The 21,612-nt window shown below is 73.2% G+C and carries 15 protein-coding genes; 4 read left to right on the top strand and 11 right to left on the bottom strand.

Annotated features, from left to right (window positions below):
* Window positions 1-2: 2 nt before the first annotated feature.
* The 5 genes from E0F75_RS11465 to E0F75_RS11445 form a co-directional block, all read right to left on the bottom strand.
* On the bottom strand, window positions 3-185 hold the full coding sequence (locus tag E0F75_RS11465; RefSeq protein ID WP_055600984.1) for a hypothetical protein: 183 nt from the start codon (window positions 183-185) through the stop codon (window positions 3-5).
* A gap of 123 nt (window positions 186-308) precedes the next feature.
* Complete coding sequence (locus E0F75_RS11460; RefSeq protein WP_187622405.1) at window positions 309-632, bottom strand: hypothetical protein; 324 nt, start codon at window positions 630-632, stop codon at window positions 309-311.
* Window positions 629-1,000 carry a WhiB family transcriptional regulator gene (locus E0F75_RS11455; RefSeq protein WP_030320770.1) on the bottom strand — a complete coding sequence of 124 codons (372 nt, stop codon included), beginning with the start codon at window positions 998-1,000 and terminating at the stop codon, window positions 629-631. The genes E0F75_RS11460 and E0F75_RS11455 overlap by 4 nt, the downstream gene beginning before the upstream one ends.
* A gap of 173 nt (window positions 1,001-1,173) precedes the next feature.
* The gene (locus E0F75_RS11450; RefSeq protein ID WP_374115390.1) at window positions 1,174-1,527 is read right to left on the bottom strand and encodes a hypothetical protein; all 354 of its coding nucleotides are present in this window, start codon (window positions 1,525-1,527) and stop codon (window positions 1,174-1,176) included.
* A gap of 173 nt (window positions 1,528-1,700) precedes the next feature.
* Window positions 1,701-3,878, bottom strand: a complete 2,178-nt coding sequence (locus tag E0F75_RS11445; RefSeq protein WP_187622404.1) for an ATP-dependent DNA helicase UvrD2 — start codon at window positions 3,876-3,878, stop codon at window positions 1,701-1,703.
* A 147-nt stretch (window positions 3,879-4,025) separates the two neighbouring features.
* Here E0F75_RS11445 and E0F75_RS11440 point away from each other — a divergent pair, with 147 nt between their 5' ends.
* Window positions 4,026-4,268 (top strand): mycoredoxin, encoded by a 243-nt coding sequence (locus E0F75_RS11440; RefSeq protein ID WP_187622403.1) that lies wholly within the window; start codon window positions 4,026-4,028, stop codon window positions 4,266-4,268.
* An 88-nt stretch (window positions 4,269-4,356) separates the two neighbouring features.
* Here E0F75_RS11440 and nudC read toward each other — a convergent pair whose 3' ends face one another.
* From nudC to E0F75_RS11410, 6 genes are all read right to left on the bottom strand, one after another.
* Window positions 4,357-5,304, bottom strand: coding sequence for an NAD(+) diphosphatase (gene nudC, locus E0F75_RS11435; RefSeq protein ID WP_187622402.1), 948 nt, complete (start codon window positions 5,302-5,304; stop codon window positions 4,357-4,359).
* Window positions 5,305-5,339: 35 nt separating this feature from the next.
* Window positions 5,340-6,758 (bottom strand): dipeptidase, encoded by a 1,419-nt coding sequence (locus E0F75_RS11430; protein WP_187622401.1) that lies wholly within the window; start codon window positions 6,756-6,758, stop codon window positions 5,340-5,342.
* Between the two features lie 10 nt (window positions 6,759-6,768).
* Window positions 6,769-10,236: a UvrD-helicase domain-containing protein gene (locus E0F75_RS11425; protein WP_187622400.1), complete on the bottom strand. Its 3,468-nt coding sequence runs from the start codon at window positions 10,234-10,236 to the stop codon at window positions 6,769-6,771.
* Between the two features lie 69 nt (window positions 10,237-10,305).
* On the bottom strand, window positions 10,306-11,115 hold the full coding sequence (locus E0F75_RS11420; protein WP_187622399.1) for a hypothetical protein: 810 nt from the start codon (window positions 11,113-11,115) through the stop codon (window positions 10,306-10,308).
* Between the two features lie 88 nt (window positions 11,116-11,203).
* Window positions 11,204-14,827, bottom strand: coding sequence for an ATP-dependent DNA helicase (locus E0F75_RS11415; RefSeq protein WP_187622398.1), 3,624 nt, complete (start codon window positions 14,825-14,827; stop codon window positions 11,204-11,206).
* Window positions 14,828-15,051: 224 nt separating this feature from the next.
* Window positions 15,052-15,408, bottom strand: a complete 357-nt coding sequence (locus E0F75_RS11410; RefSeq protein WP_374115389.1) for an MGMT family protein — start codon at window positions 15,406-15,408, stop codon at window positions 15,052-15,054.
* A gap of 201 nt (window positions 15,409-15,609) precedes the next feature.
* Between E0F75_RS11410 and E0F75_RS11405 the strand changes: the two genes are divergently transcribed.
* The 3 genes from E0F75_RS11405 to E0F75_RS11395 all read left to right on the top strand — a co-directional run bounded on the left by E0F75_RS11405 (window position 15,610) and on the right by E0F75_RS11395 (window position 21,565).
* Window positions 15,610-18,261 carry a lysylphosphatidylglycerol synthase transmembrane domain-containing protein gene (locus tag E0F75_RS11405; protein WP_187622396.1) on the top strand — a complete coding sequence of 884 codons (2,652 nt, stop codon included), beginning with the start codon at window positions 15,610-15,612 and terminating at the stop codon, window positions 18,259-18,261.
* Between the two features lie 80 nt (window positions 18,262-18,341).
* Window positions 18,342-19,913 (top strand): alpha/beta hydrolase, encoded by a 1,572-nt coding sequence (locus E0F75_RS11400; protein WP_187622395.1) that lies wholly within the window; start codon window positions 18,342-18,344, stop codon window positions 19,911-19,913.
* Between the two features lie 53 nt (window positions 19,914-19,966).
* Entirely contained in the window at window positions 19,967-21,565 is a 1,599-nt protein-coding gene (locus E0F75_RS11395) for an alpha/beta hydrolase (RefSeq protein ID WP_187622394.1), read from the top strand.
* Window positions 21,566-21,612 lie beyond the last annotated feature (47 nt).

Genomic DNA, 21,612 nt, shown 5'->3' with positions numbered 1-21,612 from the left:
GGTCACCACCAGGAGGAGTCGAGGCGGCCTTCGATCGCACGGATGTTGGCGCGGGCGCAGTCCTCGCAGAAGTAGCTGCGCCGGCCGTTCTCCACCGAACAGGTCCAGGTCAGCGGCAGGGTGTCGGCCGTCTTGCCGCAGCGCGCGCAGACGAGGGGCCCCTCGGGGGTACGGGCGTCGTTCACCCTCGTGACGATAACCCGACGAAGCGCCGGGGACCCGACAACGCACCGCGGGGGCCGGTCCGTTCGGACCGGCCCCCGCGGGGGCGCCCCTGGGGGCGCGGGTTGATCAGTGCATGGCGGTCGTCAGTTCATGACGGCCATGGCCAGCGCGCGGCGGGCGCGCAGCGAGACGCGCTCGGCGCGGCGCTGCATGCGTCGGGCGGCGACCAGGCGCACGGCCTGGCGTTCCGCGTCGGCCTCACGGTGACGCTCGTGCATATGGGCACGGGCGAGGGCTTCTGGGGCGAGTTGCATTTCACGGGTCCTGTTCTGACGCGCGGTGGGCGCGGCGGAGGGGAAGAAGACTGGGGTCGCGGAGCCGGCGGGCTCGCTGGTGGAAGAGGTCATCGGGGCCTGCTTCTGGGGATCGTGCGTGAGGGGGCGGTCGATGGTTCCGGTGGCGCTCATGCCGCGACCGGGTTCTTGCGCGGACGGCCACGGGGCCGCTTGCGGGCAACGACCACGCCCTGGACGAAGAGCTCGCCGCCCCAGACGCCCCACGGCTCGCGCCGCTCCTGGGCGCCGGCGAGGCAGGCGGCCACGAGCGGGCAGGTCCGGCAGAGGGACTTCGCGTACTCGACGTCGGCCGGGGACTCCGCGAAGAAGACCTCCGGGTCGTAGGCGCGACAGGGGACGGGGACGCCGAGGTTCTCGATGGCGTCGTCGAGCGCGGTGAGCGTGCTGAGGGGGGTCAAAGTGGGGTCCTCCGTGGGGCGGCCGGGCTGGGCGATCGATTCGGAAGGCGGTACGGACGGGGCGTGCGCTTCGAGTTGCACGGTGGTCTTTCCTCGTCTGGTCGTTCCGGCCTGTTGACCGGGGTTTCGGCTGGTACCGGGGTGCGTCTGTCCCGAGGCGTCCTCGTGTCGTCGTCCCCGTTCGGAGACAAACAAAAGGGCCGCGGATCCCGGGTGGGGTTCCGCGGCCCTGAAGGCGCCGGTCTGATCATGGATCAGACTGGATCACTCCAGGGTTCGAGCCCACGGAAGGCCCACATCTTGTGGTGGTGCGTCGTCGTCTGCTGCTGGGTGCCGGCACCGGTCGCCGCAAAGTCATAGGCCTTGGCCTTGCCTGCTGCTCCTGCTTCCAGTGCCTTGGTCGGTCGCTCATTGCGAAGCTCCACGGCAGGCAGCAGACCGGCACCGGCAAAGCCGGAGACGGGCAGACCGGTGCCAATGAACGCCGAGGCGGAGAGGCCGAGCGAGCAGGCGGAGACGACGGAGCGATCGGTCATTTTGACGGTGCTGACGAAGCCGGCACGGCTGATGAAGCTGGCGGTGCTGGTCTGAATGACGTTGCTGATCACGTGGAATCGCCTCCTCTCGGCGTCTCGGAGGGCTCGGGTGCGAGCCGGACCCTCATGTTTATTTGGACAAGTACAGCACAGAGACAGGGCTTCTTAGAAGCCGCTGTTCCCGTGGTTAAGAACCTATGGGGCTTGACGGGGCGTGCGCAAACTATTTTTCCCACGAGTTTTGCTCAGCTGTCGTCGAGGCCCGTCCCTCCGTCCCCACCTGCGCAGATGGCCAGGACCTCGGCGCCGAAGCGGTCGAGCTTGCGGGCGCCGACGCCGGAGATCGAGGAGAGCTCCCCGCCGGTGGCGGGGACCCGCTCGGCGATGGCCATCAGCGTCTTGTCGGTGAACACGCAATACGCCGGCTGGCCGAGCTCCCTGGCCTGATCGGCACGCCAGTCGCGGAGCCGCTCGTACAGCGCCTCGTCCATGTCCGAGGGGCAGTCCTCGCAGCGCATGAGCTTCATGGCGCCCGCCTCGGTGAGGGTCGCCCCGCAGACCCGGCAGAGAACGGGGCCGCGCGGCTTGCGGCGGCCGGCCGCGGCGCCCCGCTCGAAGGAGCCGGCCCCGCCCGAGGCGATCGTGCCGAGGGAGCCGGAGCCGGGCCGCAGGCCCTTGAGGAAGCGGCTGGGGCGCCGGGAGGCCCGGCCGCCCGGGGAACGGGAGAGCGCCCAGGACAGCGTGAGGTGGAGCCGGGCGCGGGTGACGCCGACGTACAGCAGGCGCCGCTCCTCCTCGATCTGCTCGTCGGTCTTGGCGTAGGTGATGGGCATCATGCCCTCGGTGAGGCCGACCAGGAAGACGGCGTCCCATTCGAGGCCCTTGGCGGAGTGCAGCGAGGCGAGGGTGACGCCCTGCACGGTCGGCGCGTGCTGCGCGGCGGCCCGCTCGTCGAGTTCGGCGACCAGGTCGGAGAGGGTGGCCCCGGACCGGGCGCGGGCGAAGTCCTCGGCGAGCCGGACGAGGGCGGCGAGGGACTCCCAGCGGTCCCGGACGGCCCCGGAGCCCGAGGGCGGCTGCGAGGTCCAGCCCTTGGTCGAGAGGACGGCCCTGACCTGCGCGGGCAGGTCCTCGGCGTCGTCGAGGAGGGAGTCGTTGCCCCCCGCACGGGCCGCGCCGCGCAGGGCGATGCCCGCCTCCCGTACCTCCTGGCGCTCGAAGAAGCGCTCGGCGCCGCGCAGCTGGTAGGGCACTCCGGCGTCGGCGAGGGCCTGCTCGTACACCTCGGACTGGGCGTTGATCCGGTAGAGGACGGCGATTTCGCCGGCCGGGACGCCGGCGGCGACGAGGTCCCGGATGCGGCGCGCGGTGCCCTCGGCCTCGGTCGGCTCGTCCGCGTACTCCGTGTAGACGGGATCGGGGCCGGGGTCGCGCTGGGAGATCAGCTCCAGGCGGTGCTCGGCGGCCCGGCCGCGGGCCTGGCTGAGCAGTCCGTTGGCGAGGTGGACGACCTGGGGGGTCGAGCGGTAGTCGCGGACCAGCTTGACCACCGTGGCCCCGGGGTGGCGGGTGCGGAAGTTCAGCAGGTGGTCGGGCGTGGCCCCGGTGAAGGAGTAGATGGTCTGGCTCGCGTCGCCGACGACGCAGAGGTTGTCGCGGTCGCCGAGCCACAGGTCGAGCAGCCGCTGCTGGAGCGGGGAGACGTCCTGGTACTCGTCCACCACGAAGTGCTGGTACTGGCTCCGGATCTGGTCGGCGATGTCGTGCCGGTCCTGGAGGATGCCGACGGTGAGCAGCAGCACGTCCTCGAAGTCGATCACCGAGCGGTCGCGCTTCAGCTGCTCGTACATCGCATAGATCTGGCTGATTTCCGCCGGATCGCGAGGGGCGTCCCGGTGGGCCTTGGCGACGATGGCCGGGTAGTCGGCGGGGACGGTCTGGGTGACCTTGGCCCACTCGATCTCGCCGGTGACGTCCCGCAGCTCGTTCCGGTCGAGCCGGACCCGGCAGCGGGCCGCGGCGTCGGCGACCAGCTGGATCTTCCGCTCCAGGAGCCGGGGCAGATCGCCACCGACTGCTTTCGGCCAGAAGAACTGGAGCTGACGGAGGGCCGCGGAGTGGAACGTGCGCGCCTGGACTCCGCCCGCGCCGAGCTGCCGGAGCCGGCCACGCATCTCGCCCGCGGCGCGGTTGGTGAACGTGACGGCCAGCACACTGGAGGGCTGGAGTCTGCCCGACCGCACCCCGTACGCGATGCGGTGGGTGATCGCCCGCGTCTTGCCCGTGCCGGCACCCGCCAGCACGCACACCGGGCCGGTCAGGGCCAGGGCGACCTCGCGCTGCTCCGGGTCGAGCCCGTCGAGCACCGCGTCGGCCGTCTCCGGGACCTGTGGGAAGAGAGTGGAGTGCGTTGCTGCTGTCACCCCCCAATGCTGCCAGGTCCGCCGAGCTTGCCGCGGAGGCTTGTCCACAGGCGGCGTCCGCGGTCATACGAATTCCGGGAATGGCCGGGACGGGGCGTACGTTCTTCCTCTCGGCACCCGTCAGCGAACCAAGAGGAGCGCCTCGCCATGCAGGGCACTGTGACGATGTACAGCACCACGTGGTGCGGCTACTGCCGTCGGCTGAAGAGCCAGATGGACCGCGAGGGCATCGCGTACACGGAGATCAACATCGAGCAGGACCCCGACTCGGCGGCCTTCGTCGAGAAGGCGAACGGCGGAAATCAGACCGTTCCGACCGTCCTCTTCCCGGACGGCTCGACCCTGACGAACCCGAGCCTCGCCCAGGTGAAGCAGGCGCTCACCGTCTGAGCCACCCGGCCCGCAGCACACGAGGAACCCCCGACCGGTACGGACCGGCCGGGGGTTCCTCGTGCATGGGCGGAACGTGTCGTACGTCTCAGATCACGTCGCCGGGCTTCGGCAGCGGCTTGCCGTACCAGCGCTCGATCAGCCGGGAGGCGATCGAGATGCCGTACGGCGGGATCACCTCGCCCGACTCGAAGGCGGCGGCCAGGTCCTCGCGGGAGAACCAGCGGGCCTCGTGTATCTCCTCGCCGTCCACGGTGATCTCCGAGGAGGTCGCGCGGGCGAAGAAGCCCAGCATCAGGCTGGACGGGAACGGCCAGGGCTGGCTGGCGATGTACTCGACCTCGCCGACCGTGACACCGGCCTCCTCGAAGACCTCGCGGACCACCGACGCCTCGATGGACTCGCCGGGCTCGACGAAACCGGCGAGGGTCGAGAAGCGGCCCTCGGGCCAGTGGACCTGGCGGCCGAGCAGCGCCCGGTCCTCCTCGTCCGTGACCAGCATGATCACCGCGGGGTCGGTCCGCGGGTAGTGCTCGGCGCCGCACGCCTGGCAGCGGCGGATGTGTCCGGCGGCGGCGATGACCGTGCGCTCGCCGCAGCGCGAGCAGAAGCGGTGGAGGCGCTGCCAGTTCTCCAGGGCCACCGCGTGCACCATGAGGGCCGCGTCCCGGTCCGACAGCAGCAGCCCGGCCTCCCTGAGCCCGGCGGGCCGCGCGGACTGGTCCATGCGGCCGGGCAGGGAGTCCTTCTGGAGCGCGAAGTAGGAGACGCCCTCGGCGTCCGTGCCCAGGAAGTAGCGGTGGGTCTCGGTGACCGGGGCCTCGAAGGCCGGGGTCATGACGAGTTCGGTCGTGCCGTCCGCCGTGTCGTCGATCAGCACCTGGCCCCCGGAGACCACGAAGACCCGCGTGGTGGGGTGGCTCCAGGCCGCCGCCAGCCACGCCTCGTCGAGGCGGTGGTGCGCGGCGCGGTCGATGCCGCTCGGAGCGGTGAGCGAGATCGGGCGATCCGCTGACGCGTTCTTCAAGGTGCTCACAGGTGCTTCCAACTCCCCCGGATCGGTGTGTGGGTTCAGCGCGCGGCGACGAGGAGGGCGGCGGGCAGGTCGCCCCACAGGTGCGCGGTCGTCTCGACGCCCTTCATGAGGAGATCGAGCTCGATCTTCTCGTTGGGGGCGTGCCAGCCGTCGGACGGGACGGAGATGCCGAGGAACAGGACGGGTGCCTCCAGGACGTCCTGGAGGTCGGCGGCAGGCCCCGAGCCGCCCTCGCGGGTGTAGCGGACCTTGGCGCCGTCGAAGGCCCGGCTCATGGCCCCGGCGACCGCCTTGAGGGCGGGGTGGTCGAGCGGGGTGAGGCAGGGGCGGGTCGGGGCGCCGAAGACGATCTCGTACCGGATGCCGGCGGGGACGAGACCGGCGAGCCAGTCCCGCACCGCGAGCTCGATCTTGGCCGGTTCCTGGCCGGCGACCAGCCGGAACGACAGCTTGAGCTGGGCGGAGGCGGGGACGATCGTCTTGCCGCCGGGGCCCTGGTAGCCGCCGCCGATGCCGTTGACCTCGGCGGTGGGGCGGGCCCAGACCCGCTCCAGGGTGGAGAAGCCGGCCTCGCCGAGGGTGCCGTGCGACTTCGCCGTACGCAGCCAGGCGGCCTCGTCGAAGGGCAGCTCGGCGACGAGGGCGCGCTCGGCGTCGCCGAGCTCGGTCACTCCCTCGTAGAAGCCGGGGATCGCCACGTGCTCGTCGGCGTCGTGGAGGGCGGCGACGATCCGGCCGGCGACGGTGGCCGGGTTCGGCACGGCGCCGCCGAAGGAGCCGGAGTGGATGTCCTGGTCGGGGCCGTACAGCTCGATCTCGCAGTCGGCGACCCCGCGCATGCCGGTGCACACGGTGGGAGTGGTCTCGGACCACATGCCGGTGTCGGAGACGATCACGGCGTCGGCGGCGAGGCGCTCGGCGTGCGTCTCGACGAGGGTCCGGAAGTGCGGGGACCCGGACTCCTCCTCGCCCTCGACGATCAGCTTGAGGTTGACCGCGGGCGCGCTGCGGCCGGTGACGGCGAGGTGCGCGCGGACGCCGAGGGTGTGGAAGAACACCTGCCCCTTGTCGTCGGCCGCCCCGCGCGCGTACATCCGTCCGTCGACCACGGTCGGTTCGAACGGGTCCGTGTGCCAGCCGTCCTCGCGGGCGGCGGGCTGCACGTCGTGGTGGCCGTAGACGAGGACCGTCGGCGCGGCCGGGTCGTCGGAGGGCCACTCGGCGAAGACGGCGGGAGCGCCGTCGGTCTCCCAGACCTCGACCGTGGTGAAACCCGTCTCGGTGAGCTTGGCGGCGAGCCACTCGGCACTGCGTCGTACGTCCCCGGCGCGGTCCGGCTGCGCCGACACGGAGGGGATGCGCAGCCACTCCGCGAGGTCGCCGAGGAAGGCGGCACGGTGCTGCTCGATGTACGTACGTACGGCGTGGACGGCGCTGTCCGGGGTCTCGCTCATGTCCCCGAGCCTATCCGGCGCCCGGGGGTGCCCCGCCCGGCAGGAGGGCCTGACCGGCGTCGGGTGCCGGCTCTCCGAGGAGGAGGGCCTCCAGCTCGGCCCGGCCGGGCAGGCGGGTGGGGCGGGCGACCTCGCCCGTCCGTACGTAGACGAAGGCGGCGGCCACGTCCTCGGGCGCGAGACCGTGCTGCTCGGCCCAGGCGAGCCGGTAGATCGCGAGCTGGAGTGGGTCCGCGGTGCGCAGCCGGCTCGTCTTCCAGTCGACGATCTCGTACGCGCCGGAGTCCGGGTCCCGGTAGACGGCGTCGATCCGGCCGCGGACGACCCGGCCGCCGAGCGAGAGGTGCACGGGGACCTCGACGCGGTACGGGGTGCGGTGGGCGTACTCGGTACGGGCGAAGGCCTCCTTCAGCTCGTCGAGGTCCCGCTCGTCGAGGATCTCCGGCTCCCCCGCGAAGTCCTCCCCGCCGGGCAGGTCCTCCGGACCGAGGAACGGCAGCGGCAGCTCCTCGAACCGGGACTCCACCCAGGCGTGGAACCGGGTGCCCCGGCGGGCCGCCGGCTGCGGGGCCTTCGGCATGGGCCGGGCCAGCTCCTGGGCGAAGCCGTCGGGGTCGGCGGCGAGGCGGAGGACCTGGGAGGCGGAGAGGTACGCGGGGAGGACGACGTCACGGGTGGTGGCGCGGGCACGGCGGAGTTCGGTGGTGAGTGCGGTGAGGTCGCGGTCCCAGGAGGCGATGGCCCGCGCGTCCTCGGGGGTGAGCTCGCTGTACCGCTCCGGCTCCGGCTCCGAGGGCAGTGCCTCGGGCTCCCGGGGTGCGGGGACCGCGTCCGCGTGGGTGTCTTCGGGGAGGGCCTCTTCGTCCTCGTCCCAGACGGGTTCCGCCTCTTCCGGCCAGAGGTCCTCCGGGTGCGGGTCCGGGAGGTCGGGCGCCGCGCCGGTGGGGTCGTGCCCGCCCGTTCCGCCCCGCGGAACGAGTGCCCACAACCGGGTGCGGACGAGCTCGGCCGCTTCCCGGCGGCGCCTGAACGACTCCCCGTCCAGCGGGAGCGGCCACGTCTCGTCGTCCTTCGCCTCCGTCAGCGTCGGGTTCTTCGCGTCCTTCTCCGGTTCTTCCGCCCATGCCTCGATCTCCCCGTGGCCCGTCTCGCAGTGGGCGTACAGGGTCTGGAGGAAGTCCGACGGGCCTCGGGGCTTCTTCTGGGACGGTCCCCACCAGTGGGCCGAGCCGAGGAGGAGGGTGCGGGGGCGGGTGAAGGTGACGTAGCCGAGGCGGAGTTCCTCGGTGTGCTGGTGGTCCCGCATCTCGTTCTTGAAGGCCGTGAGGGCCTTCGCGTTCCAGGTGTCGACGGCCGGCAGCGTGGCCGCGTCGCCGCGCAGGGCGTGCGGGAGGACCTGCGGCTGCGAGGTCCACGACTCGCGGGCCCGGGCGCTGGGGAACTGGCCGGTGACCAGGCCGGGGACGGCGACGACGTCCCACTCCAGGCCCTTGGACTTGTGGGCGGTGAGGACCTTGACGGTGTTCTCGCCGCCGGGCAGGGCGTTGTCGAGGCCCTTCTCGAACTGGACGGCCGTGCGCAGGTAGCCGAGGAACGCGAGGAGGCTCGCCTCGCCGTCCAGGGAGGCGAAGCCGGCGGCGATGTCGAGGAAGTGGCCGAGCGTCTCGCGGCGGCGGGCGGCGAGCGCGTGCGGGGAGGCGGAGAGTTCGACTTCGAGGCCGGTCGCGGAGAGCACCCGGTGCAGGACGTCCATGAGCGGGTCGGCGAGCGAGCCGCGCAGGGCGCGCAGCTCGGCGGCGAGGCGCGCGAAGCGGACCCGGGCGTCGGCGGAGAAGGGGAGGCCGTCGTCGGCCGCACCGCCGGAGTCGAGGAAGGTGTCGAGCGCGTCGGCGAGGGAGACGACCTCGGCCGGGTCGACGCCCTCGACGGCGGCGGCGAGCCGCTGCTCGGGGTCGGGTTCGTCGCCGCCGCGGTGGACGAGGTGACGGGCCCGCCTGCCGAGGAGGGCGAGGTCGCGGGGGCCGATGCGCCAGCGGGGGCCGGTGAGGAGGCGGACCAGGGCGGCGTTGGCCCCCGGGTCCTGGAGGACCTCGCAGACGGCGACCAGGTCGGCGATCTCGGGCAGGTGGAGGAGACCGGAGAGGCCGACGACCTCGACGGGTACGTCACGGGCGACGAGGGCCGCGTGGATGGCGGGGAAGTCGGTGGCCGTGCGGCACAGGACGGCGATCTCGCCGGGCTCCCGGCCGGTGCGGACGAGGTGGGCGAGGGAGTCGGCGAGCCAGTCGATCTCCTCGGCGTGGGTGGGGAGGAGGGCGATGCGGACGCTTCCGTCGGCCTCGGCGCCGGGCGCGGGGCGCAGCGCCTCCACGCCCGCGTGCATGGCGCGCAGGGGCGCGGCGAGTCCGTTGGCGAGGTCGAGGAGGCGGCCGCCGCTGCGCCGGTTCTCGGAGAGCGAGTAGCGGTCGGCGGGGCTGCCGTCCGCGTACGGGAAGTGCTCGGGGAAGTCGTCGAGGTTGGCGACGGAGGCGCCGCGCCAGCCGTAGATGGCCTGGCAGGGGTCGCCGACGGCGGTCACCGCGTGGCCGGTCGCCCGCTGCCCGGTGCCCTGGCCGAAGAGGCCGGAGAGCAGCAGGCGCTGGGCGACGGAGGTGTCCTGGTACTCGTCGAGGAGGACGACCCGGAACTCGTCGCGGAGGATCTCGCCGACCTCGGGCCGGGTGGTGGCCAGTTCGGCGGAGCGGGCGATCTGGTCGCCGAAGTCGAGCAGGTCGCGGGAGCGCTTGGCGGCCCGGTAGCGGACGACGAGGTCGAGGAGTTCGCGGCGGGCGGTGGCGGCCTCGGGGATCTTGCGCAGCTCGGCGTTGCTGAGCTTGGCCTCGGCGAGGGCGGTGAGCAGCGCGGAGTCGTACGAGAGAAGTCTTTCCGGCGGCACGAGGTGCTCGGCCATCTCGGCGTCGAGGGCGAGCAGGTCGGTGATCAGGGTCGTGAAGGAGCGGGTGAGCGCCGGGTACGGGCCGGGGGCCTCGCGCAGGACGCGGGCGGCGAGCTGGTAGCGGGTGGCGTCGGCGAGGAGCCGGGAGGTGGGTTCGAGCCCGATGCGGAGGCCGTGGTCGGTGAGGAGCTGACCGGCGAACGCGTGGTACGTGGAGATGCGGGGCTCGCCCGAGGGATCGTCCGGGTCGATGACGTCGGGGTCCGTCACTCCGGCGCGGACGAGAGCGGTGCGGACGCGTTCGGCGAGCTCACCGGCGGCCTTGTTGGTGAAGGTGAGACCGAGGACCTGCTCGGGGGCGACCTGGCCCGTGCCGACCAGCCAGACCACCCGGGCGGCCATCACCGTCGTCTTGCCGGAGCCGGCTCCGGCCACGACGACCTGCGGGGCGAGCGGCGCGGTGATGCAGGCCGTCTGCTCCGGGGTGAAGGGGATGCCGAGGAGCTCCTTGAGCTGCTCGGGGTCGGTGATTCGTGCGGTCACCTCAAAGAGGCTAACGCGGAGGACCGACAGTCCGGTCCGGTCCGCCTCCGATCCCGCGAGGGATCCTCGTCACGCGGGCGTGCCCCCGCCGAGCTTGGACAGGTCCACCGTCTCGTCGGCGGGCGGGACGACCACGCGGACGGGCTTGTCGTAGTCGGAGAGCACCATCGCGCCCGGTTCCTCGCCACCGGCCTTGACCATCTTCAGGATGTACGGCTTGCCCTCCTGGGACACGGACACGGTGGTGGTCTCGTCTTCGGCCTTCTTCTTGACCAGGGTCGCGACGGGGGTGCCGTCGACCTCGGCGTCGGGGCCCCTGGTCAGTCCGCGGCGCTCCGCCTTGTCCTCGTCGAGGTCGGCGAGGAGCGACTTCAGGTCGCAGACGCCGCTGAGGTCGGCGCTGCCGGCCTGCCCCGGGGCGATCTTCAGCCAGCGGCCCTTGACCAGCTCGACCGTGGGGTCGATCTGGGCGTCGGGCATGCCCTGGGAGGCCATGGAGACGCGCCAGAAGGCCTCGTCGCCCTTCATGTAGGTGATCCGGTCGATCTTGCGGAGCTCGGCGGTGCCGCCCTTGATCTTCATCACGCCGGTGCACTCGTCGCGGTCGTTCACGGCGAAGTCGATGTCGAGGGGCTGTCCCTCCGTGACGACCCGGCCGGTCATCCGGAGCGAGGTCGCCGACCGGGTCGCGGTGACCGCCTTGTCGCCGATCTCGTCGGCGGTGAGACCGGAGAACGGATCGGGCGACGGCGCCGACACCGAGGGTGCGGCGGCCGCGCTGCCGGTCGTCGCGGCCCAGGCCGCGACAGGTGCGGGACCGGTGACGACGGCGACGGCGCAGACGACGGCCGCGGCGCGGAGCTTTCGGTGGGACGGCATGCGAGCCTCCTCGCGGTTTCCCCGATCCCTGTCCACCAGGGTCTCCCCCCGCGCGCGTGCCCGCGACTCCGCGCCCCGGGCCGTCCCGTCAGTCGACGACCTGGCGGCCCTCCGGCTGGGCGCTGCACGAGGCGCGGAACGAACAGTTCGTGCAGTGCTGGCCGGTGGTGGGGGTGAAGCGCTCGTCGAGGACCCGGCCCGCGGCGTTGGCGAGCAGCTCGCCGACCCACTCCCCGGCGAGCGGTTCCTGTGCCTGGACCTTGGGGAGGGCGTCGCCGCCCTCCTTCTGCGGGGCGGCCTGCCGCAGCTGGACGAGTTCGGCGCCGCCCGGCTCCGGCCGCCGGCCGTCGAGGACCTCGTCGAGCGCGCCCTCCCGGACCGCGAGCTGGTAGACGGCGAGCTGCGGGTGCTGGGCCACCTCGTCCTTGGTGGGGGCCGACTTGCCGGTCTTGAAGTCGACGACGTACGCGCGGCCGTGCTCGTCGGTCTCGACGCGGTCCATGGAACCGCGGATGCGGACCTCGTACGCGCCCGCCTCCAGGGTCACGTCGAAGCCGTGCTCCGAGGCGGCCGGGGTGCGGCCGCCGCGGTCCATGACGTGCCAGCTCAGGAAGCGTTCGAGCGCCACGCGCGCGTTCTGCTTCTCCTGGGCCGACTTCCAGGGGGCGTCGAAGGCGAGGGCGTCCCACACGGAGTCCAGGCGGGCCATGAGGACGTCGAGGTCGGCGGGGGTACGGCCGGAGGCGACCTCGTCGGCGAGGACGTGGACGACGTTGCCGAAGCCCTGGGCTGCGGTGGCGGGGGCCGCGGCCTTGACCTCGCGGCCCAGGAACCACTGGAGGGAGCAGGTGCTCACCAGGTTGTCCAGGGAGCTCGGCGAGAGGGCGACGGGCCGGTCGCGGTCGCGCAGCGGCTCCGGGCTGCGGGTCGGCTCGAACAGGCCCCACCAGCGGTCCGGGTGCGCGGCCGGGACCAGCGGCTGACCGTCCTCGTCGGCGAGCGCGGCGAGCTCGGCGAGCCGGTGGGCGGCGGCGTCGCGGAGCGCGGGCGAGGCGTCCGGGTCGACGGTGGTGGCGCGCAGCTCGGCCACGAGGGCGGAGACGGCGAGGGGGCGGCGGGGGCGGCCGGGCACGTCCTTCGGCTCGGCGCCGAGCTCGGTGAGGAAACGGGAGGGCTGGTCGCCGTCCTCGGCCGCGGCCTTCACGGCGGTGACGACGAGCCGGTCACGCGCGCGCGTGGCGGCCACGTAGAAGAGGCGGCGCTCCTCGGCGAGGAGGGCGCCGGGGGTGAGGGGCTCGGCGAGGCCGTCGCGGCCGATGCGGTCGGCCTCCAGGAGGGAGCCGCGACGGCGCAGGTCGGGCCAGAGTCCCTCCTGGACCCCGGCGACGACGACGAGGCTCCACTCCAGGCCCTTGGAACGGTGGGCGGTCATGAGGCGGACGGCGTCGGGGCGGGTGTGGCGGCGGGTGAGGGTGTCGGCGGCGATGTCCTGCGCGTCGAGCTCCTCGAGGAAGTTGAGGACACCGCGGCCGCCGACGCGCTCCTCGGCGCGGGCGGCGGTCTCGAAGAGGGCGCAGACGGCGTCGAGGTCCCGGTCGGCGTTGCGGCCCGCGGGCCCGCCGCGGAGCGCGGCGCGCTCGAGCCGGCCGGGCCAGGGGGTGCCGCTCCAGAGCACCCAGAGGGCCTCCTCGGCGGTGCCGCCGCCGGCGAGGAGGGTGCGGGTGTCACGGAGCAGCTCGCCGAGCCGCTTCGCGCCGCGCGTGTAGGAGGGGTCGTGGGCGGCGAGGCGCTCGGGCTCGGCGAGGGCGCGGGCGAGCAGGACGTCGGAGGGGGGCGGGACCTTGTCGCCTGCGGCGCGCGCCTCGTCCCTCAGTGCACGGCCGAGGCGGCGGAGGTCGGCGGGGTCCACGCCGGCGAGGGGGGAGGCGAGGAGTTCGAGCGCGGTCTCGGTGGTCAGCCACGTGCGGGTGCCTTCCGGCTGCGCCGGCGCGGTCTCCGGGGACGGGGCCTCGACGTCGGGCGCGACCTCAGACGCGGGCTCCACGTCAGACGCGGGCTCCACCTCAGACGCGGGCTCCACGACAGACGCGGGCGCGACCTCAGACGCGGGCTCCACGACAGACGCGGGCTCCACCTCAGACGCGGGCTCCACGACAGACGCGGGCTCCACCTCAGACGCGGGCTCCACGACAGACGCGGGCGCGACCTCAGACGCGGGCTCCACGTCAGACGCGGGGGGTGCCCCCGCCGCGCCTGCGGAACGCCTGCCCACAACCGGGTCGGCGTGAGCCACCGCCCTCAGCGCCAGCAGCAGCGGGGCCACCGCCGGTTCGTGACGCAGCGGGGTGTCCGCCGCGTCCGTCTCCACCGGGACTCCCGCCGAGGTGAGGGCGCGGCGGAGGGACGGGAGGTTGGCGGCGGCCCGGGTGAGGACGGCCATGTGGTGCCAGGGGACGCCGTCCTCCAGGTGCGCGCGGCGCAGCAGGTCGGCGATGTTCTCGGCCTCCGCCGACGCCGTCGGGTACGTGTACGCCTCCGCCCCGCCCCCGTCCCGCGCCGCCGTGAGGTCCCGGTGGGCGCGGACCTTGTCGGCGGGGAGCCGGGGCATCGGCATCCGCTGGGCGAGCAGCCGGGTCGCGCCGAGCAGCTCGGCGCCCGAGCGGCGCGCGGTGCGCAGGACCCGGACGTCCGCGCCGCCGAAGGACGCGGGGAAGTCGAGGATGCCGTTCACGTCGGCGCCCCGGAAGGCGTAGATGGACTGGTCGGGGTCGCCGAAGGCGACGACCGTGCTCCCGCCCGTCGCCCGGCCGGCGCCCCTCACGGCCGCCCTTCGGGCGGCCCCCGTCGAACCGCCCGCGAGGGCGTGCAGCAGCCGGACCTGTGCCGGGTCGGTGTCCTGGTACTCGTCGACGTAGATCGCGTCGTACGCGGGCAGGCTGATGTCCCCGGCGAGGAGTACGGCCCGGTGGACGAGCTCCGTGTAGTCGAGGACGCCCTGGAGGTCGAGGACGTCGAGGTACTCGGCGAGGAAGCCGGCCGCGGCCTTCCAGTCGGGCCGGCCGACCCGCGCGGCGAAGTGGGCCAGCGCGTCCGGTCCGAGGCCGAGTTCGCGGGAGCGCGCGAGGACGGCCCGTACCTCGTCGGCGAAGCCGCGGGTGGTGAGGCAGGCGCGGAGTTCGTCGGGCCAGCGGATGCTTCCGAGCCCGGCCTTCTCCAGGTCGATGTGGCCGGCGAGCAGTTCCCGTACGGCGAGGTCCTGCTCGGGTCCGGAGAGCAGCCGCAGGGGTTCGGCGAAGAGTTCGGCGTCCTGGTGGGCGCGGATCAGGGCGTAGCAGTACGAGTGGAAGGTGGTGGCCTGCGGAGGGCGGCGGCCGCCGAGCCGGGCGGCCATGCGGTCGCGGAGTTCGACGGCTGCCTTGCGGCTGAAGGTGAGGACGAGGAGCCGTTCGGGGTCGGCGCCCTTCTCCATCCGGGCGGCGACGGCCTCGACCAGGGTCGTCGTCTTGCCGGTGCCGGGTCCGGCGAGGACGAGAAGAGGTCCGCCGTCGTGGTCAACCACTTCGCGTTGGGTTGCGTCCAGCTGAGGGGAATCCATCGGGGCCGGCGTGGTGCGCACCAGTCGGTACGCGCCCGGGTTCCGCGGCCGTCCCGAACCCGGGTACGGCTGTCCCTGGTACGGCGGCGTACGCCGGGTGGTCGAGGAGGTACTCACGTGGGTCGCCGGTCCTGGTGGGAGTGGTGGTGCGGGTGAGGCGGCCGTCCGCCGCGGCCGGCCGTCGGGCTCGTCGGTCCGCCGTCGCCTCGGGAGACGCGAACGTCGACGTTACGCGAAACGTCCCGCCGCCGAGCCGTACTCCACGCCCCGTTCCGTACCGCGTACGTCCCCTCCGGCACCGCTCACGCCCGGCCCCGCTCGGTCGTCCCCGGCCGGCGGGCTCAGATGTGAGTTCCGTCCCAGCGCGCCCGCCGCATGTCGATCTTCGGCAGGTGTCCCTCGGCCGCCGGGCCCCGCTCGCGCAGCGGCGTGCCCTCCTCGCGGTAGTGGTCGAGGGCCCTCAGCTCGTGCCCGGGGAGCAGCGTGCCGTCCGAGCGGACCACCCGCCACCAGGGCGCCGTCCCGCCGTACAGGGCCATGACCCGGCCGACCTGGCGGGGCCCTCCCTCGCCCAGCCATTCGGCGACGTCGCCGTAGGTCATCACCCGGCCGGGCGGGATTCCGTCGGCGACGTCGAGCACCCGTTCCGCGTACTCGGGCAGTTCTCCGGTCTCCCCCACGGGCACCTCCATGCTCATCCGCCCCATCCTGCCTCACCCCACCGACATGGCCCTGATGCCTCCGCGCGGCGGCTCTTCGTGCCACCATCGTGCGGGCGGTGACTGGTGATACGAGATCAAGAGCGACAAGTACAAGAACAAGAGCAAGAACAACAGCGAGAAATACAGCCGGAACAACAGCGAGAACGAGAACGACACAACGCGCATGCAGAGACGGACATGGTGATGGCCCCGGACACCCAGCCCCCCGAGGAGGGCCAGGCCGACGTGCCCGAGCGGGTCTCCGGCGACGAGCCGCTGCTCGCCGCCCGGGTCCACCGGCCCTCGGACCTGATGCGGCTGCTCGCGGGTCTGCTCGCCATCGGGCTCGTCATCGCCGTCGCCGCGTTCGCCCACGCGACGACCTCGGGCCTCGAGGAGGACATCAACAAGGGCGCCGTCGGCGCACCCGATGTCTTCGTCAAGATCGCCGGTCTCGTCTCCTCCATCGCCGTCCTGCTCGTTCCCGTCGCCTTCGCCATCGAACGCCTGATCAAACGTGACGGGCTGCGCATCGCGGACGGCGTCCTCGCCGCCGTGCTCGCGCACGGTCTCACCCTCGCCACCGACCTCTGGGTCGCCCAGGCCGCGCCCGGCACCATCCAGGACGCGCTGACCCAGCCGGCGTCCGGCGGCGGGCTCACCGACCCGGTGCACAACTACCTCGCGCCGGTGATCGCGTACATGACCGCCGTGGGCATGGCCCGCAGGCCACGCTGGCGGGTGTCGCTCTGGGTGGTGCTGCTGCTCGACGCGTTCACCATGCTGGTGGCCGGCTACACCACCGCGCTCTCGATCATCCTGACCGTCCTGATCGGCTGGACGGTGGCGTACGGCACGCTGTACGCGGTCGGCTCCCCCAACGTCCGGCCCACCGGGCAGACCCTCCTCGCCGGTCTGCGCCGGGTCGGCTTCCGGCCGGTCACGGCGCTGCGCGCCGAGGGCGTGCCCGACTCGTCGGACAGCGGCGACCGGGGCCGCCGGTACATCGTGACCCTGGAGGACGGGCCGCCACTCGACGTCACCGTCGTCGACCGCGAGCAGCAGGCGCACGGCTTCTTCTACCGCGCGTGGCGGCGGATCACCCTGCGGACGATCACCACCCGCCGGTCGATCGTCTCGCTGCGGCAGGCCCTGGAGCAGGAGGCGCTCCTCGCGTACGCGGCGATCGCCGCCGGGGCGAACGCGCCGAAGCTGATCGCCACCTCCGAGCTCGGCCCGGACGCCGTGATGCTCGTCTACGAGCACATCGGCGGCCGCAGCCTCGACTCGCTCGACGACGACGACATCACCGACGACCTGGTCCGCAGCGCCTGGCGGCAGGTACGGGCGCTCCAGTCGCGCCGCATCGCGCACCGCCGCCTCACGGGCGACGCGATTCTGGTGGATCGTTCCGGCAGGGTGATCCTCACCGATCTGCGCGGCGGCGAGATCGCGGCCGGCGATCTGATCCTGCGGATGGACATCGCCCAGCTGCTCACCACCCTCGGGCTGCGGGTCGGTGCCGAGCGCACGGTCGCCGCGGCCGTCGAGGTGCTCGGCCCGGACGCCGTCGCCGACTGTCTGCCGCTGCTCCAGCCGATCGCGCTGAGCCGCTCCACGCGCACGACGCTGCGGAGACTGGCCCGGGAGCGGTCGGCACGCGAGCGGGAGGCCGTGCTCGCGGCCTCGGAGGCGGCCAAGCACGAGCGGGAGCTGGCGAAGGCCCAGGCCACGGAGGCGGCCGCGGACCCGACAGCCGCGCGCGCGGAGACCAAGGCCGAGAAGAAGGCGGACAAGAAGGCCGAGAAGCGGGCTCTGGACACGGCGCTCGACGAGGCCCGCGAGGAGGACCTGCTGGCCCAGATCCGGCAGCAGGTACTGCTCATCCGCCCGCAGGCGCCGGCGGAGCCGGTCCGTCTCGAACGGATCAAGCCACGGACCCTGGTCAGTCTGATCGCGGGCGCGGTCGCCGCGTACTTCCTGCTGTCGCAGATCTCCCGGACGCCGCTGTCGACGATCAGCCAGGCGGACTGGCGGTGGGTCGCGGCCGCGGTGCTGTTCTCCGCGGTCAGCTATGTGGCGGCGGCGATGAGCCTGCTCGGCTTCGTGCCGGAGCGGGTCGGGTTCTGGCGGACGGTGGTGGCGCAGGTCGCCGGCTCGTTCGTGAAGATCGTCGCCCCGGCGGCGGTCGGCGGTGTCGCCCTGAACACCCGCTTCCTCCAGCGCTCTGGGGTACGGCCGGGGCTCGCGGTGGCGAGCGTCGGCGCCTCCCAGCTCTTCGGGCTCGGGGCGCACATCCTGCTCCTGCTCGCCTTCGGCTATCTGACGGGAACGGAGCGGTCGCAGTCCTTCACCCCGTCGAGGACGGTCATCGCCGGTCTCCTCACGGTCGCGGTGCTCGTGCTCGTCGTGACGGCGATCCCGTTCATGCGGAAGTTCGTCTCGACGCGGCTGCGCTCGCTCTTCGCCGGTGTGGTGCCGCGCATGCTGGACGTGCTCCAGCGGCCGATGAAGCTGGTCACCGGCATCGGCGGGATGCTGCTGCTCACCCTCACCTTCGTGCTCTGCCTGGACGCCTCGATCCGGGCCTTCGACCACAACAACGTGTCGATCAGCTACGCGAGCGTGGCGGTCGTCTTCCTCGCGGGCAACGCGCTCGGCTCGGCGGCGCCGACCCCGGGCGGCGTGGGAGCGGTCGAGACCGCGCTCACCCTGGGTCTGGTGGCGGTCGGCCTCCCCATCGAGGTCGCCACCCCGGCCGTACTGCTCTACCGCCTGCTGACCCTGTGGATCCCGGTCCTCCCGGGCTGGCTCTGCTTCAACTGGCTGACGAGGCGCGAGGCGCTGTAGGCGACGGAGTCGCGTCCTGGCGCCACCCGCATGGACCCCCGTCCCGCGCGTGGGCGGGAACGGCGACCCACCATGGGCCTATGCCGATCTCCGCCGCCCAGCGCGCCGCTCTGCTCACCGCCACCACCGTGCTGCTCGCCGCCGGGTGCTCGGACGGGGGCGACAACGCGGAAGGGTCGCAGCCGAGCGGCACGGCCGGGATCTCCGCGCTGGCGGCGCAGAAACTGTCCTGGACCCCGTGCCCGGCGCCGTCCGCCGCCGAGGGCGGCGGGCCCGCGCCCTCCCCGCTGCCCGGGGGCGCCGTCTGGGAGTGCTCCTTCCTCCAGACGCCGCTCGACTGGTCGGTGCCGGAGGGCGAGACCATCGAGCTCGCACTGATCCGGGCCCGGGCCCGCGACCAGGACCAGCGGATCGGTTCGCTCGTCTTCAACTTCGGCGGGCCGGGCGGCTCCGGCGTCACCGCGCTGCCGGGGTTCGCCAACGACTACGAGGCCCTGCGCGGCCGCTACGACCTGGTCTCCTTCGACCCGCGCGGGGTGGGCCGCAGCGACCCGGTGGAATGCCTCACCGACAAGGAGCTCGACGCCTACTACGCCCTCGACTTCACGCCCGACGACGAGGCCGAGGAGCGGACGCTCTCGGACGCGCAGAAGAGGTACGCGGCCGGCTGCGAGAAGGACGCCGGACCGGCCCTGCCGCACGTCGGCACCGAGAACGCCGCCCGGGACATGGACCTGATGCGCCAGGTCCTCGGCGACGACAAGCTCCACTACTTCGGCATCTCGTACGGCACCGAACTCGGCGGCGTCTACGCCCATCTCTTCCCGAAGAACGTCGGCCGGGCCGTCTTCGACGCGGTCGTCGACCCGGACGCCGGCGTCGAGGAGGGGGCCCTCGGCCAGGCGAAGGGCTTCCAGCTCGCCCTGGACAACTTCGCCCAGGACTGTGTGGACCGCGGCGACGCGTGCACCCTGCCCGGCTCGACCGTCGCCGAGATCGAGGCCTTCGTCATCGAGCTCCTCGCCTCCCTCGACAAGGAGCCGATCGCCGGCATCGGCGACCGCAAGCTCACCCAGACGCAGGCCACCAACGGCATCGCGCAGGCCCTCTACTCCAAGGAGTTCTGGACCTATCTGGAGCAGGGTCTCTCCGACGCCGAGGGCGGCGACGGGGCGCTGCTCCTCACCCTCTCGGACTCGATGAACGGGCGCGGCCAGAACGGCTCCTACAGCAACATCCAGGCCGCCAACGCCGCCATCAACTGCGTCGACTTCAAGGAGCGCTACACCCTCGGCCAGGCCAAGGAGCGGCTCGGCCAGTTCCGCGAGGCCTCCCCCGTCTTCGGCGACTTCATGGGCTGGGCGCTCTCCAGCTGCTCGCAGTGGCCGGTGCCCGGGACCTGGGAGAACCCGGACGTCTCCGCTCCGGGCGCGGCACCGATCCTGGTCGTCGGCAACACCGGCGACCCGGCCACCCCGTACGAGGGCGCCCGCTCGATGGTGAAGGCGCTCGGCGACGGGGTCGGCGTGGAGCTGACGTACGAGGGCGAGGGCCACGGCGCCTACAACAGCGGCAGCGCGTGCGTGAAGAAGGCGGTCGACGCCTACCTCCTGGACGGCAAGGTCCCGGTCTCCGGCACCGTCTGCAAGTAGCCCGGAGGGCTCCCCCTAGGATGGCCGCCTTGTCGGGCTCCTGGGGGGAACACATGTCCATACGCATACGGGCGGCGGTCCTGGCCGTCACCGGCCTGCTGGTCGCGGGCTGCACGAGCGCCGGCGGCGGAGCACCGGCCACCACCCCGGGCCCGAGGACGACCACGACCGACGCCAAGCCGTCGGCCACCGCCGCCGCCCCCTCGGCCACCGCCGCCACTCCCCCGCTCCCCGCCTCCCTCACCGGCCAGCGCCCCGACTGGCGGTCCTGCCCGGCTCCCGGACCCAACGGGACGAAGCCCGGCACGAACTGGCGCTGCGCCACCGTGAAGGTGCCGCTCGACCACGCGAAGCCCGAGGGCGCGACGATCCCGATCGCGCTGATCCGCAAGGAGGCGGGCCGCAAGGCCGACCGCATCGGCTCCCTGCTCTTCAACTTCGGCGGCCCCGGCGCCTCCGGCGTCGACATCCTGCCGCAGGTCGAGAAGGACTACGGCAGGCTCGCCGAGCGCTACGACCTGGTGGGCTTCGACCCGCGCGGCGTCAGCCGCAGCGCCGGTGTGGTCTGCCGGACCGACGCCGAACAGGCCGCCGCCGAGGCCACCGTCGACCTCACCCCGGACTCGGCCGACGAGGAGGCCGCGTACCTCAAGGACAACGCCGCCTTCGGCGCCGGCTGCGCCCGCCGCTCCGGCACGGTCCTCCCGCACACCACGACCACCGCGACCGCCCGCGACCTGGACCTGATCCGGCGGGTCCTCGGGGACGACAGGCTCCACTACTTCGGCATCTCGTACGGGACACAGCTCGGCGGCACGTACGCGCACCTCTTCCCGCGGAACGTGGGCCGGCTCGTCCTCGACGCGGTCGTCGACCCGACCGCCGACACCGTGGGGCACGCCCGCCACCAGACGATCGGCTTCCAGCGGGCCCTGGGCAACTACCTGAAGAGCACCGGCCAGGACCCCGAGGACGGGACCGAACGGATCGCGCGCCTGCTGCGGAAGCTCGACCGCGCCCCGCTGACCGTCGGCGAGCGGAGGCTCACCGAGGGCCTGGCCCTCACGGGCATCGCGGTGACGCTGTACGGGCAGTCCAACTGGCCCCTCCTGACGACGGCCCTTGCGGACGCCGAGAAGGGGCGTGGCGGCGCCCTGCTCGAACTGGCCGACTACTACAACGACCGTGACGCGAACGGCCACTACGCCACCCAGACGCACTCGCAGCGGGCGATCTCCTGCGCCGACTCCAGCGCGCGGCCGACCGCGGCGGAGGCGAAGGCGCTGGTCCCCGAATTCCGGCGGCTCTCCCCCGTGTTCGGCGAGTTCCTCGCCTGGGACACGGCCGGCTGGTGCGCCGAGTGGCCGGTGAAGGGCGAGCGGGCGACCCCGGAGGCGAGCGCCCCGGGCGCCGCCCCGGTCCTCGTCGTCGGCACCACGGGCGACCCGGCGACCCCGTACGAGGGCGCGGAGAAGATGGCGAAGGAACTCGGCGACGGGGTCGGCGTCCTGGTCACCAACGAGGGCGAGGGGCACGGCGCGTACGGCACCTCGTCGTGCGTGACGGCGACGATCGACGCGTACCTCCTGGACGGCAAGGTCCCCGCGTACGGCAAGACCTGCTCCAGCGGGGCGGTCCGTAGCGGGGCGTGACCCGTGGCGGGGCATGAGGAGGGGCCCGGATCTCGTGTCGAGATCCG

This window comes from Streptomyces sp. CB02980 (genome assembly GCF_014451325.2).
GTDB lineage: Bacteria > Actinomycetota > Actinomycetes > Streptomycetales > Streptomycetaceae > Streptomyces.
Note: the sequence above shows the minus strand (reverse complement) of the source record. Positions and strands in the feature narration are given on the sequence as shown.

Excerpts from the sequence above, each read along its gene's own strand:
- E0F75_RS11460 (WP_187622405.1), bottom strand. The coding sequence starts at position 632 with ATGAGCGCCACCGGAACCATCGACCGCCCCCTCACGCACGATCCCCAG.
- E0F75_RS11440 (WP_187622403.1), top strand. The coding sequence starts at position 4,026 with ATGCAGGGCACTGTGACGATGTACAGCACCACGTGGTGCGGCTACTGC.
- E0F75_RS11430 (WP_187622401.1), bottom strand. The coding sequence starts at position 6,758 with ATGAGCGAGACCCCGGACAGCGCCGTCCACGCCGTACGTACGTACATC.
- E0F75_RS11420 (WP_187622399.1), bottom strand. The coding sequence starts at position 11,115 with ATGCCGTCCCACCGAAAGCTCCGCGCCGCGGCCGTCGTCTGCGCCGTC.
- E0F75_RS11410 (WP_374115389.1), bottom strand. The coding sequence starts at position 15,408 with ATGAGCATGGAGGTGCCCGTGGGGGAGACCGGAGAACTGCCCGAGTAC.
- E0F75_RS11405 (WP_187622396.1), top strand. The coding sequence starts at position 15,610 with ATGGTGATGGCCCCGGACACCCAGCCCCCCGAGGAGGGCCAGGCCGAC.
- E0F75_RS11400 (WP_187622395.1), top strand. The coding sequence starts at position 18,342 with ATGCCGATCTCCGCCGCCCAGCGCGCCGCTCTGCTCACCGCCACCACC.
- E0F75_RS11395 (WP_187622394.1), top strand. The coding sequence starts at position 19,967 with ATGTCCATACGCATACGGGCGGCGGTCCTGGCCGTCACCGGCCTGCTG.